A 21,608-nucleotide genomic window follows, 5' to 3' on the forward strand; every position below is an offset into this window, starting at 1 on the left:
CAACCAGCAATGCCGTCGTCGAAACAGAGCCGCACCGCAGCCCTGCCCGCGCACCTGCAGGAGCTGATGCGCAAGCGCCTGGCCGGAAAGGCCCAGCGCACCGACACCATCCCACCTGCCGAGCGCACCGGCGAACCGCTGCCGCTGTCCTTCGCCCAGCAGCGACTGTGGTTCCTGCACGAGTTCCAGCCCGGCGGCGCCGAGTACAACAGCGCACTCGCCCTGCGCCTGCGCGGACCCCTCGATGTCACCGCGCTCGCCGACGCGGTCGCCGCGCTGGTGGCCCGGCACGAATCCCTGCGCACCACCTTCGACGAGGTGGACGGCCGGGGCGTGCAGATCACGCACCCGCACCAGGACATCGCCCTGGCGACCGCGGTCACCAGTGAGGCGGAACTGCCGGAGCTGCTGGCCGCCGAGTACGCGCGGCCGTTCGACCTGCGCCGCGGGCCGTTGTTCCGGGCCGCGCTGTTCGAGCTGGGCGCCCAGGACCACGTGCTGCTGCTGGCCGCGCACCACATCATCATCGACGGCTGGTCCATGGGCGTGCTCGGTAGCGAACTGGCCGCCCGGTACGCGGGCCAGACCGAGCTGCCCGACCTGCCGATCCAGTACGCCGACTTCGCGGTATGGCAGCGCGACCGGCTCACCGGCGACGCCCTGGAGCAGCAACTCGCACACTGGACCGAACGGCTCAAGGGCGTCGAACCCCTTGCCCTGCCCACTGATCGCCCGCGTCCGGCGGTGCGTAGCTCGGCGGGTGCCCGGCACGAGTTCGCCTTCCCGGCCGAGGTCAGCACCAAGCTCGCCGAGTTGGCCCGTGCCGACGAGACCACGCTGTACACCGCGATCGTGGCTGCCACCCAGTTGCTGTTCGCTCGCTACTCCGGGCAGCGGGACATCGCCATCGGCACCGTCACCGCGGGTCGCAACCGGCCCGAACTGGCCAAGCTGGTCGGCTTCTTCGTCAACACGGTCGTGCTCCGGTCCACTGTGGACGACGAGCGCAGCTTCCGGGAGTTACTCGCGTCCGTCAAGGACACCGTACTCGATGCTTTCGCTCACGATGAAGCCCCGTTCGACCGGCTCGTGGATGCCGTTGGCGGCGAACGGGATCTGAGCCGCAACCCGCTGTTCGACGTGATGGTGCTGCTGCAGAACGCCCAGGGCGAAGCCCCGGTGTTCCCCGATCTCCAGGTCGAGCCGGTCTCGCTGACCCGTGGCACCGCGAACTTCGACATCACCGCCGAGTTCGAGGAAGGCCCGGACGGCCTGGCCGGGGTGTTCGAGTACAACACCGACCTGTTCGAGGCGGCCACCATCGAGCGGATGACCGGCCACCTGGTCCGCCTGGTCACCGAGGTGGTCACCCACCCCGACCGCCCGCTCACCGAGCTTTCCCTGCTCTCCGAACAGGAACGCCACCAGGTCATCGTCGAGTGGAACACCACCGACACCGAACTGCCCACCGGCACCGTGCCCGCGCTGTTCGCCGAGCAGGTCAGCCAGGACCCGGCCGCGACCGCGCTGATCACCGAACACGGCCCGGTCACCCGCGGCGAACTCGCCGACCGCGCCAACCGCCTGGCCCACCACCTGATCGCCCTCGGCGTCCGGCCGGAACAGCGGGTCGGCGTGCTGATCGAGCGCTCCGCCGACCTGGCCGTGGCCGAACTCGCCGTGCTCACCGCCGGCGCTGCCTACGTGCCCCTGGACCAGCGCGCCCCCGCGGACCGACTGCGTTTGGTGCTGGCCGAGTCGGGCGCCCAGATCCTGCTCACCGACCAGACCTGGCAGGCCACCGCCGCCGAGGTCCACAGTGGACTCGTCGAGCTGGTCGACGCCGACCACACCGGCCTGAGCCCCCAGCCGCCCGCGATCGAGATCGACCCGGCGAACCTGGCCTACGTCATGTTCACCTCCGGCTCCACCGGCCGCCCCAAGGGTGTCGCCGTCTGCCACCGGGACATCGTGGCCCTGGCGCACGAACACCGCTTCGGACCCGGCCACCAGCGCGTGCTGCTGCACTCGCCGAGTGCCTTCGACGCCTCCACCTACGAGCTGTGGGTGCCGCTGCTCGCCGGCGGCCAGACCGTGATCGCCCCGCCCGGCGACGTGGACGCGGACCTGATCCGCCGCATGATCGGCGAACACGGCGTCACCGGCATCTTCCTCACCTCCGGCCTGTTCCGCCTGGCCGCGCAAGAAGACCCGGGCTGCTTCGCCGGCGCCCGCGAGGTCTGGACCGGCGGCGACATCGTGCCCGCAGCCGCCATCCGACGGGTGCTCGGCGCCTGCGCCGGACTGCTGCTCAGCGATGTCTACGGCCCCACCGAGACCACCACCTACGCCACCCAGCACCCGATGTCCACAGTGGACTCGGTGCCGGACACCGTGCCAATCGGCCGCCCGCTGGACAACATGCGGGCCTACGTCCTGGACCACAACCTCACCCCGCAGCCGGTCGGTATCCCCGGCGAGCTGTACCTCGCGGGCGCCGGTCTGGCCCGCGGTTACCTGGACCGCCCCGGCCTGACCGCGTCGAGTTTCCTGCCCGACCCGTTCGGCCCGGCGGGCACCAGGATGTACCGCACCGGCGACACCGTGCGCTGGAACGGCGCCGGGAACCTGGAATTCCTGGGCCGCGCCGATGACCAGGTCAAGATCCGCGGCTTCCGGATCGAACTCGGCGAGATCGAGGCCGCGCTCACCGCACACCCGGCCGTCACCGAGGCCGTGGTGCTCGCCCGCACCGACCACGGCCAGAAACGCCTGGTCGCCTACGTCTTCGGCACGGACCTCCCGGACCTGCGGGAACACCTGCGCGCCGGACTGCCCGAGTACATGGTGCCCTCGGTCTTCGTCGCACTGCCCGTACTGCCGCTGACCGCCAACGGCAAGATCGACCGCCGCGCGCTGCCCGCCCCGGAAACCGAGGCGGAGACCGGCGAGTACGTGGCCCCGGCCACCGAGACCGAACAGGCCCTGGCCGCAGTCTGGGCCGAGGTGCTCGGCGTGGAAAGGGTTGGCCTGCGGGACAACTTCTTCTCCCTCGGCGGCGATTCGATCCTGAGCATCCAGGTGGTCTCCCGGGCCCGCAAGGCCGGCCTGCGGCTGACCTCCAAGGACGTCTTCCTGCACCAGAGCATCGCCGAGCTGGTGTCCGCGGTGCCGGATCTGGCCGCGGCCGAGCAGGCCCCGGTGGAGATCATCGAGGGTCCGGCCCCGCTCACCCCGATCCAGCGCTGGTTCTTCACCGAACACGGCGCCCAGCCGCACTTCAGCATGTCCATGACCCTGGAACTGGCCGCGGACACCGACGCCACCGCCCTCGGCCAGGCCGTCGAAACCCTGGTGAAGCACCACGATTCGCTGCGGTTGCGCTTCACCCAGGTCGACGGCGAGTGGTCGCAGGACTCCGCCGAGTCCGAACCGCAGCCCGTGCTGCGCGTCGTTGATCTGTCCACAGTGGAGGATCAGCAGGCGGCCATGAACGCCGAGGCGCTGGCCGTGCAGACCGACCTGCACCCCGGCAGCGGCCCGCTGATCGGCGCGATCCTGTTCCAGCTCGGCCCCAATCGAGCCCCGCAGCTGTTCCTGGCCGTGCACCACCTGGTGGTCGACGGCGTGTCCTGGCGCATCCTGCTCGGCGACCTGGAATCCGGCTACCGCCAGGCCAAGGCAGGCCAGGACATCAGCCTCGAACCGGTCAGCACCCCGTTCACACACTGGTCGCACAAGCTGATCGAGCACGTCGAAGCCGGTGGCCTGGACGCCGACCTCGCCTACTGGACCGCCCAGACCGGTGCCGTGCCCGCCGAGCTGCCGATCGACCACCCCGGCGCGAACACCGTGGCCAGCACCAGATCGGTCACCGCCCGGCTGGACGAGGCCACCACCCGCGCGCTGCTCCAGGACGTGCCCGAGGTCTACCGCACCCAGGTCAACGACGTGCTGCTCAGCGCACTCGGCCACGTGCTGGCCGAGTGGAGCGGGCAGTCCGGCGCGCTGCTGGCCATGGAGGGCCACGGCCGCGAGGAGATCCTGGACGGCATCGACCTGTCCCGCACCGTCGGCTGGTTCACCTCCCAGTTCCCCCTCGCCCTCACCATGCCCGCGGACATGGGCTGGGGCTCGATCCTCAAGTCCGTCAAGGAACAACTCCGCGCCGTCCCGCATCGCGGCCTGTCCTACGGCGCACTGCGCTACCTCACCCCCGACAGCCAGCTCAACGACGGCCCGGCCCCGCGGATCAGCTTCAACTACCACGGCCAGTGGGACTCCGGCTCGGCCAACCCGGAGAGCCTGGTGCGCGGCCGTGGCATTCCGCTCGGCAAGGACCAGGCCGCCGAGGAAACCCGCACGCACCTGATCGACATCGCCGGACTGGTCGACGGCGGCGAACTCGAACTCACCTGGCTCTACTCGGCCAATGTGCACAACGAACGCACCATCAGCGACCTCGCCGAAATGCTGATGGACACCCTGCGTGAGATCACCGAGCACTGCGCCACTCCGGGCACTGGCGGCCGCACCCCCTCGGACTTCCCGCTCGCGGGCATCAATCAGTCCACAGTGGACAGACTGGTCGGGGACGGCCGTGCGATCGAGGACCTCTACCCGCTCACCCCGCTGCAGGCCGGCATGCTCTTCCACAGCCTGGTCGACGCCGACCGCGGCGCGTACTTCGACCAGGCCCGGATGGACCTGTCCGGGGTCACCGACGTCGACGCGCTGGCCCACGCCTGGCAGCTCGTGGTCGACCGCACCCCGATCCTGCGCAGCGCCCTGGTCTGGGAAGGTGTGCCACAACCACTCCAGGTGGTCCGCCGCCAGGTGCACCTGCCCATTGCCCAGCACGACCTGCGTGCACTGTCCGAAGTGGACCGGGACGCCGAGCTGGACCGGATCGTGGCCGCCGACCGGGCCGCCGTCATCGACCTCACCGCCCCGCCGCTGCTGCGCCTCACCCTGGCACGCACCGGCGCGGACGAGGTCGTGCTGGTCTGGAGCTTCCACCACATCCTGCTGGACGGCTGGAGCCTCGGTCAGGTCTTCGCCGAGGTCTGCGCCCAGTACGCCGCCCAGCTCACCGGCACCCCGCCCAACCTGGTGACCCGCAGGCCCTTCCGCGACTACCTCCAGTGGCTGGACCGGCAGGACCCGGCCGCCGCCGACGTACACTGGCGCACCGTGCTGGCCGGATTCACCAGCCCCACCCCGCTCCCGGCCGACCACCAGCCCGGTCCTAACCACGCCGCCGAGTCCGCGGACATGGTCGCCCTGGAACTGAGCGCGGAGCAGTCCACCCAGCTCAGCAAGCTGGCCAAGGCCAACGGGCTCACCGTCAACACCCTGGTCCAGGGCGCCTGGGCACTGCTGCTGTCCCGGTACAGCGGACAGCGCGATGTCGTCTTCGGCACCACCGTCTCCGGCCGCCCCGCCGAACTCCCCGGCGTGGAGGCCATGGTCGGCCTGTTCATCAACACCGTGCCCACCCGGGTCGAAGTCCACAGTGGACAGACTTTGCTTAGCTGGCTGCGTGACCTCCAGACCGGGCAAACCGAATCACGCCGGTTCGACTTCGTCTCGCTGGCCCAGCTGCGTTCCTACAGTGACCTGCCCGGCGGCAGCACCCTGTTCGACAGCATCGTCGTCTTCGAGAACTACCCCTTCGACGACAAGGCCGTGGACGAGACCGGGCTGCGCATCCGCGAGGTCAAGGCCGTGGACACCACCAGCTTCCCGCTCACCCTGAGCGCCTACCTGCTGGACCGCCTCAAGTTCGAGCTGTCCTACGACCCGCAGCTCTTCGAACCCGGCACCGCCCGGGACATCGCGGACCGGCTGGCCCTGCTGCTCACCGAGTTCGCCACCAGCCCTGCTCGCCCACTCGGCCGCATCCCCTGGCTCACCGACGAAGACCGCACCACCACGCTGACCCGGTGGAACAACACCGCACTGGCCACCAACGGCCAGTTCTACCCGGAGTCCTTCCAGACCCGCGCCGCCCAGTTCCCCAACCGCACCGCACTCGTCTTCGGCGACACCAGGTTCACCTTCGCCGAACTCAACGCCCGCGCGAACCGGTTGGCCCACCACCTGATCAGCCTCGGCGCCGCCCCGGAACGCCTGGTGGCCCTGCGAATGAGCCGCTCACCGGAGTTCGTGATCGCGCTGCTCGCCGTGCTCAAGAGCGGCGCCGCCTACCTGCCGGTCGACCCCGACCAGCCCGCTGACCGGATCGATTTCCTGCTCGGTGACGCCAACCCGGTGCTCGTGCTCACCGACGACCTGCTCGCCGCCACCGACCTGAGCGGCCGGCCCGACACCGACCCGGCAGTGCGGATCGACCAGGCCAGCCCGGCCTACGTGATCTACACCTCCGGCTCCACCGGCAAACCCAAGGGCGTGCTGATCGAGCACCGCCAGCTCGCCAACCTGTTGCACAACCACGCCAACGAGCTGTTCCACCCGGAATCCGGCCCCAGCAGGCTCGCACTGACCGCGGTGTTCTCCTTCGACACCTCGTGGGAGGGCCTGCTCGGCATGGCCTGCGGCCACGAGCTGCACCTCATCGACGACCAGACCCGTCTCGACCCGCGCGCCCTGGTCGACTACGTGGCCGGGAACCGGATCGACTTCCTCGACCTCACCCCGTCCTATGCGCAGCAACTGATCCCGGCCGGACTGCTCACCGATTCCCGGCACCGGCCCCGGATCCTGATGCTCGGCGGCGAGGGCACCAGTCCCGCCCTGTGGCGCGAGCTGGCCGCCGCCCCGGACACCACCAGCTACAACTACTACGGCCCCACCGAATGCGTGGTCGACGCGGTCTACTGCCGCGTGGACGAATCACCCCTCCCGGTGATCGGCCGCCCACTGCACAACCTCCAGGCCTACGTGCTGGACCACGACCTCCAGCCGGTCCCGGTCGGCGTGCCCGGCGAGCTGTACCTGGCGGGGGAGCAGGTCGCCCGCGGCTACCTCAACCGCCCCGGCCTGACCGCCGATCGCTTCCTGGCCAACCCCTTCGGCGCACCCGGCTCCCGGATGTACGCCACCGGCGACCGCGTCCGCTGGACCGCCAACGGACTACTGGACTTCCTGGGTCGCGTGGACGACCAGGTCAAGATCCGCGGTTTCCGGATCGAACCCGGCGAGATCGAAGCCGTGCTGGCCGGTGCGGACTGGGCCGCCGAGGTCGCGGTGATCGCCCGCGAGAACCGCCTGGTCGCCTACCTCGTCCCAGCCGAACAGGCGCTGATCCCGGCCATCGCCGACCTGCGCGCCTTCGTCGGCTCCCGGCTGCCCGACTACATGGTCCCGGCCGCGTTCGTCACCCTGGACGCGCTGCCGTTGACCCGCAACGGAAAACTCGACCGCCGCGCCCTGCCCGCACCCGAGTACACCACGGCCGAGCAGGTGGCCCCGCGCACCGAGCTGGAACGCCAGGTGGCCGAGGTCTGGGCCGAGGTGCTCGGCCTGCCCACGGTCGGCGTCACGGACAACTTCTTCGAGCTGGGCGGCGACTCCATCCTCAGCATCCGGGTGATCTCCCGGCTGCGCGCCCTGTTCGGCCCCGAGGTCGCGCCGCGCGCGGTCTTCACCAGCCCCACCGTCGCCGACCTGGCCCGCATCCTGCCCGCCGCTCAGTCCACAGTGGACCTGACCATCCCGGTGCAGCCCAGGGACGGCGCGCTACCGTTGTCCTTCGCCCAGCAGCGGCTGTGGTTCCTGGACCAGTTCGAGCCCGGCGGCCTGGAATACCTGTCCCCGACCGTGCTCCGCCTCACCGGCGACCTGGACACCAACCGCCTCCACGCCGCACTGACTCACCTGGTCGCCCGGCACGAACCACTGCGCACCACCTACACCACCGTCGACGGCCAGGGCCGCCAGTTGATCCAGGCCCCGCACCCGGTCGAACTGCCGATCACCGACCTGGCCCCGGCCGACCTGGACGCGGCCCTGCTCGCCGAGGCGGGCACCCCGTTCGACCTGGCCACCGGCCCGGTGCTGCGGGCCCGGCTCTACCGGCTCGCCCCGGCCGAGCACGTGCTGCTGATCCTGGTGCACCACATCGCCACCGACGGCTGGTCCACCGGCGTGCTCACCGCCGAGCTGAACGCCGTCTACACCGGCGACACACTGCCGCCGCTGCCGGTGCAGTACGCCGATTTCGCCGCCTGGCAACGTAACCAGCTCACCGGTGACCTGTTGCAGAGTCAGGTCGACTACTGGCGCACCCGCCTGGACGCCCTCGAACCGCTGAACCTGCCCACCGACCGCCCGCGCCCGCCGGTGCAGACCCGCAACGGCGCGTTTGTCGAACGCGTGCTGCCCACCGAGATCGCGCACACCCTCACCGCCCTCGGGCGGCAGCACGGCGGCACCCTGTTCACCACCCTGGTCGCGGCCACCCAGCTGTTGCTGCACCGCTGGTCCGGTCAGCCGGACATCGCGCTGGGCACGGTGACTTCCGGCCGAGAGCAGGCCGAGCTGGACCGCCTGGTCGGCTTCTTCGTCAACACCGCGGTGCTGCGGTCTACTGTGGACGGACGGGACTCGGTGGCCGGATTCCTCGGCCAGGTCCGGGACACCGTGCTGGCTGCCTTCGCCCACCAGGACCTGCCGTTCGAGCGGGTGGTGGACGAACTGCGACCCGAACGCGACACCAGCCGGACCCCGTTGTTCCAGGCCATGATCGTGCTGCAGAACACCCCGGACCAACACCCCGGTCTCGGCGACCTCGCCGTCGAGGAACTGCCGATGCCGGTGGTGGCGGCCACCTTCGACCTGCTGTTCCAGTTCGTGCACACCCCGGCCGGCCTGCACCTGGCGGTCAACTACAACACCGACCTGTTCGACCGCGACACCGCCGACCGGCTCGCCGAACACCTCGGCCGCCTGCTCGACGCGCTCGGTCGCGACCCGGAACAGCGCCTGGCCGACCTGCCGCTGCTCGGCCCGGCCGAACGGCACCGCATCCTCACCGAGTGGAACAACACCGGCCCGGACAGCGAAACCGACACCGTGCCGGACCGGTTCGCAGCCCAGGTCTGGGCCACCCCGCAGGCCACCGCGGTCATCGCGGGCGCCGACCGGCTCAGCTACGCCGCCCTGGACACCCGGGCCAACCGCCTCGCCCAGCGACTGCGCACCGCCGGTGTCACCACCGAAGCCCCGGTCGCACTGCTGATGGACCGCTCCGCCGACCTGGTGGTCGCGGTGCTGGCCATCCTCAAGGCCGGTGCGGCATACGTGCCCCTCGACATCCGCGCCCCGCAGGACCGGCTGCGCGCCATCCTGGCCGCCACCGGCGCCCAGGTGCTGATCACCGACGGCGGCTGGGAGAAGAGCGGCCACGCTGTCCACAGTGGACATATCCTGCGCGCCGACCAGCCGGGGGACACCCCGCTGCGCGCCGCACCCGTGGTGACGCCGGAGAACCTGGCCTACCTCATGCACACCTCCGGCTCCACCGGCGAGCCCAAGGGCGTGGCCATCCGGCACCGGGACGTGGTCGCGCTGGCCGCCGACCGCCGCTTCCAGCACGGCCATGACCGGGTGCTGCTGCACTCGCCGACCGCCTTCGACGCCTCCACCTACGAGCTGTGGGTACCACTGCTCAACGGCGGCACCGTGGTGGTCGCCGCACCCGGTGACGTGGACGCGGCCGCGATCCGCGGCTACGACATCACCGGGCTCTGGCTCACCGCCGGCCTGTTCCGGCTGGCCGCCCAGGAAGATCCGGGCTGCTTCACCGGCGTCCGCGAGGTCTGGACCGGTGGCGACATCGTGCCAGCCGAATCCGTCCGCCGGGTACTGGCCGCCTGCCCCGACCTCACCGTGGTGGACGGCTACGGCCCCACCGAGACCACCACCTTCGCCAGCACCCACCGGATGTCCACTGTGGACTCGGTGCCGCCGGTCATCCCGATCGGCCGCCCCCTGGACGGCATGCGGGCCTACGTGCTCGACCCCCAGCTCCAGCCCGTCCCGGTCGGCGTCCCCGGCGAACTGCACCTCGCGGGCGCGGGCCTGGCCCGCGGCTACCAGAACCGCCCCGGCCAGACCGCGAACACCTTCCTGGCCAACCCGTTCGGCCCGCCCGGAGACCGGATGTACGCCACTGGCGACCAGGTCCGCTGGCTCCCGGACGGCATGCTCCAGTTCCTCGGCCGCATCGACAACCAGGTCAAACTGCGCGGCTTCCGGATCGAACTCGGCGAGATCGAAGCCGCCCTGCTCCGGCACCCGGAGGTTAGCGAGACCCTGGTCCAGGTCCGCACCGACAACGGCCGCAAACGCCTGGCCGCCTACCTGGTCGGCACCGCGACCGCGGAAACCCTGCGCCCGTTCCTCGCCGAACAACTGCCCGACTACATGATCCCGGCCGCGTTCGTGACCCTGGACCGCTTCCCGGTCACCGCCAACGGCAAGCTCGACCGCCGCGCCCTGCCCGCTCCGGAAGCCGAGGCCACCGGCAGGATCGCCCCGCGCACCCCGGTCGAAACGCAGCTCGCCGCGGTCTGGGCCGAGGTGCTCGGTGTGGCCGAGGTCGGCATCACCGACAACTTCTTCGGCCTCGGCGGCGACTCCATCCTGAGCATCCAGGTGGTCTCCAGGGCCCGGCAGGCCGGACTTCGGCTGACCTCCAAGGACATCTTCCTGCACCAGACCATCGCCGACCTCGCCCCGGTGGTCAGCGCCGAGGAGATCGCGCGCGCCAGGGTCGAACTGACCGGCCCCAGCGCGCTCGGCCCGATCCAGCGCTGGTTCTTCAGCACCGAACCCGCGCACCGGCACCACTTCACCATGTCCATGCACCTGGAACTGGCCGCCGGCACCGATCCCGCCGCCCTGCGCACCGCGCTCACCGCCGTGCTCGCCCACCACGAAGCCCTGCGCATCCGGTTCAGCGAGCACCAGGGCGAATGGCGCCAGGACAGCCACGAGCCGGGCGAGTTCTTCTCCCAGCACGACCCGTCCACCCTGGCTGAGGCCGCAGCCGAAGCCCAGGCCAGCCTGGACCTGGAGCACGGCCCGCTGTTCCGGGCCCTGCTGTTCGGCACCGAGCGGCTGTTCCTGGTCGTGCACCACCTGGTCATGGACGGCGTGTCCTGGCGGGTGCTGCTCGGCGACCTGGACACCGCCTACCGCCAGACCACCGCCGGACAACCCATCCGGCTCGACCCGGTGGGCACCGGCTTCCGCGAGTGGACCCACTTACTCGACGAACACACCACCGCGGGCGGCTTCGACACCGACCTGGACCACTGGACCGGACTGTCCACAGTGGAACACGCCACCCTGCCGGTGGACCTGGACGGCCCCAACACCGCCGACTCCACCCGCACCGTCTCCGTCCAGCTCGACCGCGGCACCACCGACGCGCTGCTGCACCAGGTGCCGGAGGTCTACCGCACCCAGATCAACGACGTGCTGCTCAGCGCACTCGGCGCCGCCCTCACCGACTGGACCGGCCGGGACCGGGTGCTCGTCGCCCTGGAAGGCCACGGCCGGGAGGAGATCCTGGACGGCGTCGACCTCTCCCGCACCATCGGCTGGTTCACCACCCAGTTCCCGGTCGCGCTCGGCGCGGACGGCGACTGGGGCCGCGTGCTCAAGACAGTCAAGGAACGCCTGCGCGCCGTGCCACACCGGGGCCTCAGCTACGAAGCCCTGCGCCGCCTGACCACGGACAGCCCGCTGGCCGCCGACCCAGACCCGCTGATCAGCTTCAACTACCACGGCCAGTTCGAGGTCGCCGGCGCCGGTGACGGCCTGATCCGCGGCCAGGGCGAAAGCCTCGGCAGCGACAACGCACCCGGCTCGGCCCGCCCCTACCTGATCGACGTAGTCGGTGCGGTCACCGGCGGCGAACTGCACCTGTCCTGGCAGTACTCGGAGAACCGGCACCAGGAACAGACCATCCGCGCCCTCGCCGAGCAGATGACCACCTCCCTGCGCGAGATCGTCGCGCACTGCGCCACCCCGCAGGCCGGTGGCCGCACCCCCTCGGACTTCCCACTGGCCCGGCTCGACCAGTCCACAGTGGACCGGCTGGCCGGGGACGGCCGCGCGGTTGAGGACATCTACCCGCTCACCCCGTTGCAGGCCGGCATGCTCTTCCACAGCCTGGTCGACACCGACAGCGGCGCCTACGTGGACCAGGCCCGGCTCCGGCTCACCGGCGTCCGCGACCCGCGTGCGCTCGGCCTGGCCTGGCAACGAGTGGTCGACCGGACCCCGGTGCTGCGCGGCCACTTGGAATGGCAGGGCCTGGACCAGCCAGTTCAGGTCGTGCACCGCCGGATTGATCTTCCGGTGGAATATTTCGACTGGCGGGCACTGTCCGAAGAGGACACTCGGGTCGAGCTGGACCGGCTGCTCGCCGCGGACCTGGCCGCGGGCATCGACGTCAGCAAGGCCCCGCTGCTCCGACTGAAGATCGCCCAGCTCGGGGCTGACGAGGTGCTGCTCGTCTGGACCTCGCACCACGTGCTGCTGGACGGCTGGAGCACCAGCCAGGTCTTCGCCGAGGTCTCCGAGCAGTACGCCGCCATCACCGGCCACCGCACCCCCGACCTGCCGCTCCGGCGGCCCTTCCGCGAGTACCTGCACTGGCTGGACCGGCAGGACCTGACCGCCGCCGAGGACTTCTGGCGGCAGGCGCTGTCCGGAGTGGACAGTGCCACCGCACTGCCCTTCGACCGGCAGCCGCGCGAGGCGCACCGGGCCGAGTCCACCGGCGAACTCGGCCACCACCTCACCGTCGAGCAGTCCGCCCGGCTGCACGAGGTCGCCAAGCGCAACGGGCTCACCGTCAACACCCTGGTGCAGGGCGTGTGGGCACTGCTGCTGTCCCGGCACAGCGGGCAGACCGACGTCGTCTTCGGCAGCATCGTCTCCGGGCGTCCGGCCGAACTGCCCGGCGTGGAGTCGATGGTCGGCATGTTCATCAACACCGTGCCCACCCGGGTCCGGGTGCAGCCGGACCGGCCGTTGCTGCCCTGGCTGCGTGAGCTACAGGCCGAGCAGTCCGAGGCCCGCCGGTTCGACTTCGTCTCGCTCAACCAGGTGCAGGGCTGGAGCGAGATCCAGGGCAGCCTGTTCGACAGCATCGTGGTCTTCGAGAACTACCCGCTCGGCGACGACTCCCTGGACGGCGCACCCAAGGTCGGGCAGGTCGACATGGTGGACACCACCACCCTGCCCCTCGCACTGGCCGCCTTCCTGGACGAGCGGCTGCGGCTGGAACTCTCCTACGACCCCAGGCTGTTCGACGCCGACACCGTGCGCCGCCTGCTCGACCAGACCACGCTGCTGCTCACCGAGCTGGCCGCGCAACCCGAGCGCACCCTCGCCGAGCTGCCCTGGCTGTCCACAGTGGACCGCCAGCAGGTGCTCGCCGACTGGAACGACACCGCGGGTGAACTGCCCGCGGCCACATACCCTGCCATGTTCGAGGCGCAGGTCCGGCGTACGCCACAGGACCTCGCGCTGGTTTTCGGGGACACCCGGTGCACCTTCGACGAGCTGAACACGCGGGCCAACCGGTTGGCCCGTCAGCTCGTCGTCCAAGGTGCGGGGCCGGAGCGCATCGTCGCGGTCGCTCTGCCCCGCACCGCTGACCTGGTGGTGGCGGTCCTGGCCGTGTGGAAGGCCGGGGCCGTCTACCTGCCGGTCGACCCGCGGCTCCCGGCGGAACGGATCGAGACCCTGCTCGCTGACGCCCAGCCCGCCGTCACCCTCACCGCGGAGCTGTACCACTCGGCCGAATTCACCGCCGCCACCGACATCCAGGACGGCCACGACCTGGACAGTCCACTTCGGACGGACAACGCGGCCTACGTCATCTACACCTCCGGCTCCACCGGCAAGCCCAAGGGTGTCAGCGTCGAACATCACAGCCTGGTCAACCTGCTGCTCAACCACCGCAACGACTTCGTCGCACACGCGGGCGGGAAGTTGCGGGTGGCCACCACCGCGGTGTTCTCCTTCGACACCTCCCTGGAAGGTCTGGTGCTGCTGGCCGACGGCCACGAACTGCACCTCATCGCCGACGAGGTCCGACTCGACCCGCGCGCACTGGTTGACTACGCGCACACCCAGCGGATCGACTTCCTCGACCTCACCCCGTCCTATGTGCAACAGCTCATCCCGGCCGGACTCCTGGACGGCCCGCACCGGCCCAAGGTGCTCATGCTCGGCGGCGAAGCCCTCGGCGAATCCCTGTGGACCGAGCTGAGCAACTCGGAAACGGCCAGCTACAACTTCTACGGCCCCACCGAGTGCACCGTGGACGCCCTGTCCTGCAAGGTCGACGGCGACCGCCCGGTGATCGGCCGACCACTGCGTAACCTCCAGGCATACGTGCTCGACCCGGCCCTCCAGCCGGTCCCGGTCGGTGTGGCCGGGCAGCTGTACCTGGCGGGGGAGCAGGTCGCCCGCGGTTACCTGCACCGCCCCGGCCTCACCGCCGACAAGTTCCTGGCCAACCCCTTCGGCGCACCCGGCTCCCGGATGTATGCCACCGGCGACCTGGTGCGCTGGCGCGGTGACGGCAGCATCGAGTTCCTCGGCCGCACCGACGAGCAGGTCAAGATCCGCGGCTTCCGGATCGAACCCGGCGAGATCGAGTCCGCGCTCACCGCCCTGCCCGGCATCACCGCCGCCGCGGTGATCGCCAGGGAGGACCAGCCCGGCGTGCACCGCCTGGTCGCCTACCTGGTGCGGGACAACGAGTCCACCGACCCGCGGGCCGAACTGGGCCGTGTGCTGCCCGAGTACATGGTCCCGGCCGCCTTCGTCACCCTGGACGCACTCCCGTTGACCCGCAACGGAAAGCTCGACCGCCGCGCCCTGCCCGCCCCCGAGTACACCAGCACCACCGCCGGTTACCGGGCACCGCGCACCGCCGCCGAACAGGCCGTGGCGCAGGTGTGGGCCGAGGTGCTCGGCGTGGACCGGGTGGGCGCGCTGGACAACTTCTTCGAGCTGGGCGGCGACTCCATCCTCAGCATCAAGGTGGTGTCCAAGCTGCGCGCCGCACTCGGCGTGGACGTCTCACCGCGACTGGTGTTCAGCCACCCCACGGTGGCCCAGCTGGCCGCGGTGATCGGCAGCGAGACCACGGAAGCGATCCCGGCGGTGCCGCGCTCCGGCGCGCTGCCGCTGTCCTTCGCCCAGCAGCGACTGTGGTTCCTGGACGAGTTCGAGCCGGACAGCGCCGCCTACATCTCACCCACCGCGCTCAGCCTGGACGGTCAACTCGACGTGCCGGCGCTGCGTACCGCGCTCACCGGCCTCATCGCCCGGCACGAATCCCTGCGCACCACCTTCTCCTCGGTGGACGGCCGCGGCGTGCAGGTCGTGCACGCACCCACCGAGGCCGACCTCGACCTGGTCGACCTGGACGGGGATGCGGAAGCGCTGACCGCCCGGTTGCAGCAGGAGGCGGCCCGGCCGTTCGACCTGCGACACGGGCCACTGCTGCGGGTCCGGCTGTTCCGGCTCGCCGATGACTGGCACGTGCTCAGCCTGATGCTGCACCACATCGTCACCGACGGCTGGTCCACCGGCGTGCTGCTGGCCGAACTCAGCGAGCTGTACCGGGCCGCGACCCTGGGCCAGACCCCGGAACTGCCCGCGCTGCCCATCCAGTACGCCGACTTCGCGGTGTGGGAACGCGCCACCCTGGCCGGTTCCGCACTCAGCGAGCAGCTCGACTACTGGCAGTCCACAGTGGACGGCGCGGTGCCACTCGAACTACCGCTGGACCGCCCGCGCCCGGCGGTGCGCACCAGCACCGGGGCCGAACACGAGTTCGCCGTGCCCGCCGAGGTCGCCGACGCGCTCAAGGCCCTCGGCCGGGCGCACGGCGGCACCCTGTTCATGACCCTGCTGGCCGCCACCCAGCTGGTGCTGCGCCGCTGGTCCGGCCAGGACGACATCTCGGTGGGCACCGTGGTCTCCGGCCGGGAACGCCCCGAACTGGAACGACTCATCGGGTTCTTCGTCAACACCCTGGTGCTGCGTTCCACAGTGGACGGACAACGCACCTTCACCAAGTTCCTCGGGCAGGTCCGGGACACCGTGCAGGGCGCCTTCGCGCACCAGGAAGTGCCGTTCGAGCGGGTGGTGGACCACCTCCAGCCCGAACGCGACACCAGTCGCACCCCGCTGTTCCAGGCCATGGTGGTGCTGCAGAACACCCCGCATTCGGGGGTCGACCTGCCCGGCCTCGCGGTGGACAACGTGCCGCTGCCGCTGGTCAACGCCAGCTTCGACCTCACCGTGGAGTTCGTCGAGCACGAAGGCGGCCTGCACACCGCGATCACCTACAACGCCGACCTGTTCGACCCCGGCACCATCACCCGGTTCGGCGAACACCTCGGCGTGCTGCTGGCCGGCATCGCCGCCGACCCGGCCCGGCCGGTCGACGATCTGCCGCTGCTCGGCGACAACGAGCGGGACCGGTTGTTGCTGGCGTGGAACAACACCGACCAGACGGTGGCCCCGGCGACTCTGGCCGAACTGGTCGAAGCCCAGGTGCAGCGCACCCCGGACGCCCCGGCGGTGATCAGTCCACAGGGGACGATCAGCTTCGCTGAGCTGAACGCCAGGGCCAACCGGCTGGCCCGGTTCCTGGTCGGGCGCGGGGCCGGACCGGAGCGGATCGTGGCACTCGCGCTGCCCCGGTCGGCGGAGATCATCGTGGCTCAGCTGGCCGTGCTCAAGGCCGGCGCCGCCTTCCTGCCGGTCGACCCGGCCTACCCGGCCGAACGGATCGAGTTCATGCTCACCGACGCCAAGCCGGTACTCGTGCTGGACCAGGACTTCCTCGCTGAGACTCAGTCCACAGTGGACCAGTGCCCTGCGCACGATCCGCCCAACGCGGTGGCACTGGGCAATGCCGCCTACGTCATCTACACCTCCGGCTCCACCGGCACCCCCAAGGGTGTGGTGGTCTCGCACGCCGGGCTGGCCAGCTTCTCCGCCGCCGAGATCGACCGGTTCGAGGTCCAGCCCGGCGACCGGGTGCTGGAATTCGCCTCGCCCAGCTTCGACGCCTCGGTGCTCGAACTGTGTATGGCACTGCCCGCCGGCGCCGCCCTGGTGGTGCCGCCACCCGGCCCGCTGCTCGGTGACCAGCTGGCCGAAGTCCTGGCCGCCCAACGGGTCACGCACGCGCTGATCCCGCCGGCCGCGCTGGCCACCGTGCCCGACACCGACCTGCCCGAGTTCCGCACCCTGATCGTCGGCGGCGACGCCTGCTCGGCCGACCTGGTCGCCCGCTGGGCGCCCGGCCGCCGGATGATCAACGCCTACGGGCCCACCGAGTCCACTGTGGTCGCCACCTGGAGCGAACCCCTTGTCCCGGGCGGGGTGCCGCCGATCGGCGGGCCGATCTGGAACACCCAGGTGTACGTGCTCGACCAGCGGCTGCGGCCGGTGCCCACCGGGGTGCCGGGGGAGCTGTACGTGGCCGGGGACGGCCTGGCCCGCGGCTACCTCAACCGCCCCGGCCTGACCGCGGATCGCTTCCTGCCCAACCCGTTCGGCCCGGCCGGCGGTCGGATGTACCGCACCGGCGACATCGTGCGCTGGACCGGCGCCGGGCAGCTGGAGTTCGTGGGCCGCGCCGACGACCAGGTCAAGATCCGCGGCTTCCGGATCGAGCTGGGCGAGGTGGAAGCAGTGCTGCTGCGCCACCCCTACCTCGCCGAGGCCATCGCCGAGGTCCGGGTGGAGGGCCAGCGCAAACGCCTGGTCGCCTACGTGGTCCCGGCCGGGCAGGAGGTCACCGCGCTGGAACTGCGCGAGTTCGTCGCGGCCACCCTGCCCGACTACATGGTGCCCTCCTCGATCACCCTGCTGGAGCGATTGCCGTTGACCCCCAACGGCAAGGTCGACCGCAAGGCGCTGCCCGAACCCGAGGCCGGACCCGAACTCACCGCGGCCTACCGGGCGCCGGAAACCCCGGCGGAGAAGGCCCTCGCGGAGATCTGGGCCGAGGTGCTCGGCCTGGCCAGGGTCGGCACCGCGGACAACTTCTTCGAGCTGGGCGGCGACTCCATCCTCACCATCCAGGTGGTGTCCAGGGCGCACAAGGCCGGGTACGCCTTCACCACCAAGGACCTCTTCGCCAACCAGACCATCGGCGGCCTGGCCAAGGTGGTCACCGAGATCGAGGCCGGGCAGGCGGGTCAGGAAGCCGCGGTCGGCGCGGTGCCGCTCACCCCGATCCAGGACTGGTTCTTCGGCGCCTACCAGGCCAACCCGCACCACTTCAACCAGTCCGCGCTGCTCGAACTCGACCACCAGGCCGACCCGGCCGCGCTGGAGGCCGCGGTGCAGGCGCTGCTGGAACACCACGACGCACTGCGCATGCTCTTCGAGCAGGTCGACGGCCAGTGGCACCAGTACAACCCGCCGTTCACCCCCGGCGAGATCATCCGCCGCCACGATCTGTCCACAGTGGACCCGGCAGACCAGCGGGCCGCGATGGAACGGGTGGCCGACCAGGTGCACGCGAGCTTCAACCTGGGCGAGGGCCCACAGCTCAAGGCGGTGCTCTTCGACTGCGGCCCGGCTCGCCCGCACCTGTTCCTGGCCGTGCACCACGCGGTGGTGGACGGGGTGTCCTGGCGAGTGCTGCTGGACGATCTGGAGACCGCCTACCAGCAGGCCGCCCGCGGCGCCAAGGTCGACCTCGGCCCGCGCTCGACCTCCTTCCGGGACTGGGCGATCCGGCTGTCCGAGCATGTCGTGAGCGGTGGTCTCGACCACGAGCTGACCCACTGGACCCGCGCGCTGGACGGCGCGCTGCTGCCGGTGGACCACCAGGACCGGCCGGTCGAGGAACCCGCCACCGTGACCGTGGAACTGAGCCGGCAGGCCACCGAGGCGCTGCTCTTCGCCGCGCCGACGGTGTACCGCACCCGGATCAACGACGTCCTGCTCACCGCGCTGGCCTGGGCGATCAGCCGGTGGACCGGCCAGGAGCGGGTGTCGGTGGACCTGGAGGGCCACGGCCGGGAGGAGATCCTGGACGGGGTCGACCTCTCCCGCACGGTCGGCTGGTTCACCACCATGTTCCCGGTCGGCCTGGAAGTCCCGGCCACCGGCGAGACCAACTGGCGCACCCTGATCAAATCGGTGCGGCGGCAACTGCGGGCCTTACCCAACAACGGGTTCGGCTTCGGCGCGCTCCGTCACCTCGGCACCCCCGAGGTACGCGAGCGGCTGGCCGCGGACCAGCGCGCGCAGATCGTGTTCAACTACCTCGGCCAGTGGGACAGCGCGGTCCGCGGCGAGGCCGAAGCGGGTCTCTACCACGCCGCGCACGGCTCCATCGGCCAGGAGGAGGACCACGCCAACCAGGGCGAGCACCTCCTGGAAGTGGTCGGCGCGGCCGGTGGCGGACAGCTCCGCTTCGCCTGGCACTACCGGCCGGACACCCACGATCAGTCCACAGTGCAGCGAGTGGCGGCGGACTTCCGCACCGCGCTGGAGCAGATCGCCCTGGACTGCGGAGGAAAGCAGTGAGCAGCACCGACACCCGCCTGGTCCCATTGTCCCGCAACCGGAACTACCAGCTGCTGTGGGTCAGCCAGGCCAGCGCCGAACTCGGCGTCAACATCAGCACCTTCGCCTTCCCGCTGGTGGTGCTGGCGGTCACCGGCTCACCCGCGGCCTCCGGACTGGTGCTGGGCACCATGTCCGCGATGCGACTGCTGGTCGGCCTGCCCGCGGGCGCGCTGGCCGATCGCTGGAACCGCAAGGCGGTGATGGTGCTGTGCGAGGCCGCGCAGGCCATCGCCGCGGCCAGCCTGGTGCTCGCGCTGTGGTGGGATGTGGCCACTGTGCCGCACATGGTCGCGGTCGCCGCGGTGATCGGCATCGCCGCCGCGTTGTTCGAGCCCGCCGAGGAAGCCACCCTGCCCAACCTGGTGCCGGTGGAGCAGCTCGGCACCGCGGTCTCCATCAACGCCGCCCGCGGTTACCTGGCCCAGCTGCTGGGCACCGCGGCCGGCGGTTTCCTGTTCGCGATCGGCCGGGTGGTGCCGTTCCTGGTCGACCTCATCACGCACACGGTCGCCTTCCTCGGCCTGTTGTTCCTGCGCTTGCCCAAGCAGGAGAAGAAGAACGCGCCGATCGGCAAGCTCGGCGGCGAGATCGTCACCGGCGTGCGCTGGGTCTGGCAGCAACGTCCACTTCGGACGATGGCGTTGTGCGCGGTGCTGCTCAACCTGTTCTTCACCGCCTTCTACCTGGTGGTGATCATCCTGGCGCAGAGCCGGAACGTGCCGGCAGGCGAAATCGGTGTGATGGCCGCGATGCTGGGCGTCGGCGGACTGCTCGGCGCGCTGGCCGCCCCGTTGCTGCACCGGGTGATCAGCCCCGCGGTGTCCATCATCGCGGTGTTCTGGGTGCTCGCCGCGCTGACCCCGCTCACCCTGCTGATCCACAGTGGTTACCTGATGGGATTGCTGTTCGCGGGCATGGCCTTCACCCTGCCCGCGGCCAACACCACGATCCACACCTACCAGCTGCTGTTGACCCCGGATGAGCTGCGCGGCAGGCTGGGCGGCGTGATGGGGGTGGCCACCGGCGTCGCGGGCACCGCGGGCCCCGCCCTCGGCGGCGTGCTGATGGAAACCCTCGACGCCCAGACCGCCGTACTGGTCTGCACCACCGGGATCGCACTGGTCGCCTTGCTGGTGACGCTGAGCCCCACCCTACGAAACTTCCCCAGGCCCGATGCGGCCACCACCACGGAGAAAGGGCAGGTCAATGTCTGAGGACGGCAAGTACCAGGTGCTGGTCAACGACGAGGAGCAGTACTCGCTGTGGCCGGTGGGCACCGAGCTGCCGGCCGGGTGGCGGGCGGTCGGCAAGCAGGGCAGCAAGGACGAGTGCATGAAGTACGTCGACGAGGTCTGGACCGACATGCGCCCGAAGAGCCTGCGCGAGCGAATGGACAACGGCGCGCGCTGACCCCGCGCCACGGGGACGTCGGCACCCACCCGGCGTCCCCGATCCGTGGGATCATCCCGCTATGGCGCGGATCCTGTGCATCGGACGTGGCGGCAACCTGGGCCCGGCGGACTGGGCGGTGATCGGCCCCGCCGACCGCGCCACCCGGCAGACCCTGCGGGACCGTGGCATCCGGGCCTTCCTGGACCTCGGCCCGATCACCGACCGCGCCGACCTGGTCGAGCAGGCCGACCGCCTCACCGAGGTGATGACCGCCCTGGCGCCGGAGGGCATCGCCCTGCACCTGGCGCACAACGGCCTGGACGCGGAGACCGCCGCGAACATCCAGTCCGCCGCCGAGTCCGTGCACCCCGCGGTGGAAATGCTGTTGATCTGCACCCAGACCCCGGATTTTGCCGAACTGGACGAGTTCGCCGACCACTACGCCATCCCCGGCGCGGACGCCCGCACCCGAGCCCACACCACCCGCACCATCCTCACCATCACCCCCGCCTCAGCCAAACAGGTCGACGGCGTCTACGTCCCGCACTGACCAGCCCACCGCCGTCGACTTGGCCAAAGTGGTACGCCCAGTTTGGCCAACCAGGCGTACGACT

The 21,608-nt window shown here is 70.8% G+C and carries 4 protein-coding genes; all 4 read left to right on the top strand.

Annotated features, from left to right (window positions below; genetic code table 11):
- Positions 1-9: 9 nt before the first annotated feature.
- The 4 genes from MZC64_RS22220 to MZC64_RS22235 all read left to right on the top strand — a co-directional run bounded on the left by MZC64_RS22220 (position 10) and on the right by MZC64_RS22235 (position 21,544).
- On the top strand, positions 10-19,560 hold the full coding sequence (locus tag MZC64_RS22220) for a non-ribosomal peptide synthase/polyketide synthase (protein ID WP_247758454.1): 19,551 nt from the start codon (positions 10-12) through the stop codon (positions 19,558-19,560).
- The gene (locus MZC64_RS22225; protein ID WP_247758453.1) at positions 19,557-20,816 is read left to right on the top strand and encodes an MFS transporter; all 1,260 of its coding nucleotides are present in this window, start codon (positions 19,557-19,559) and stop codon (positions 20,814-20,816) included. The genes MZC64_RS22220 and MZC64_RS22225 overlap by 4 nt, the downstream gene beginning before the upstream one ends.
- Entirely contained in the window at positions 20,809-21,012 is a 204-nt protein-coding gene (locus tag MZC64_RS22230) for an MbtH family protein (protein ID WP_185003027.1), read from the top strand. Before MZC64_RS22225 ends, MZC64_RS22230 begins: the two co-directional genes overlap by 8 nt.
- Before the next feature lie 61 nt (positions 21,013-21,073).
- Positions 21,074-21,544 carry a hypothetical protein gene (locus tag MZC64_RS22235; protein ID WP_247758452.1) on the top strand — a complete coding sequence of 157 codons (471 nt, stop codon included), beginning with the start codon at positions 21,074-21,076 and terminating at the stop codon, positions 21,542-21,544.
- The last annotated feature ends 64 nt before the right edge of the window (positions 21,545-21,608 follow it).

Source organism: Crossiella sp. S99.2 (genome assembly GCF_023094165.1).
Classification (GTDB): domain Bacteria; phylum Actinomycetota; class Actinomycetes; order Mycobacteriales; family Pseudonocardiaceae; genus Crossiella.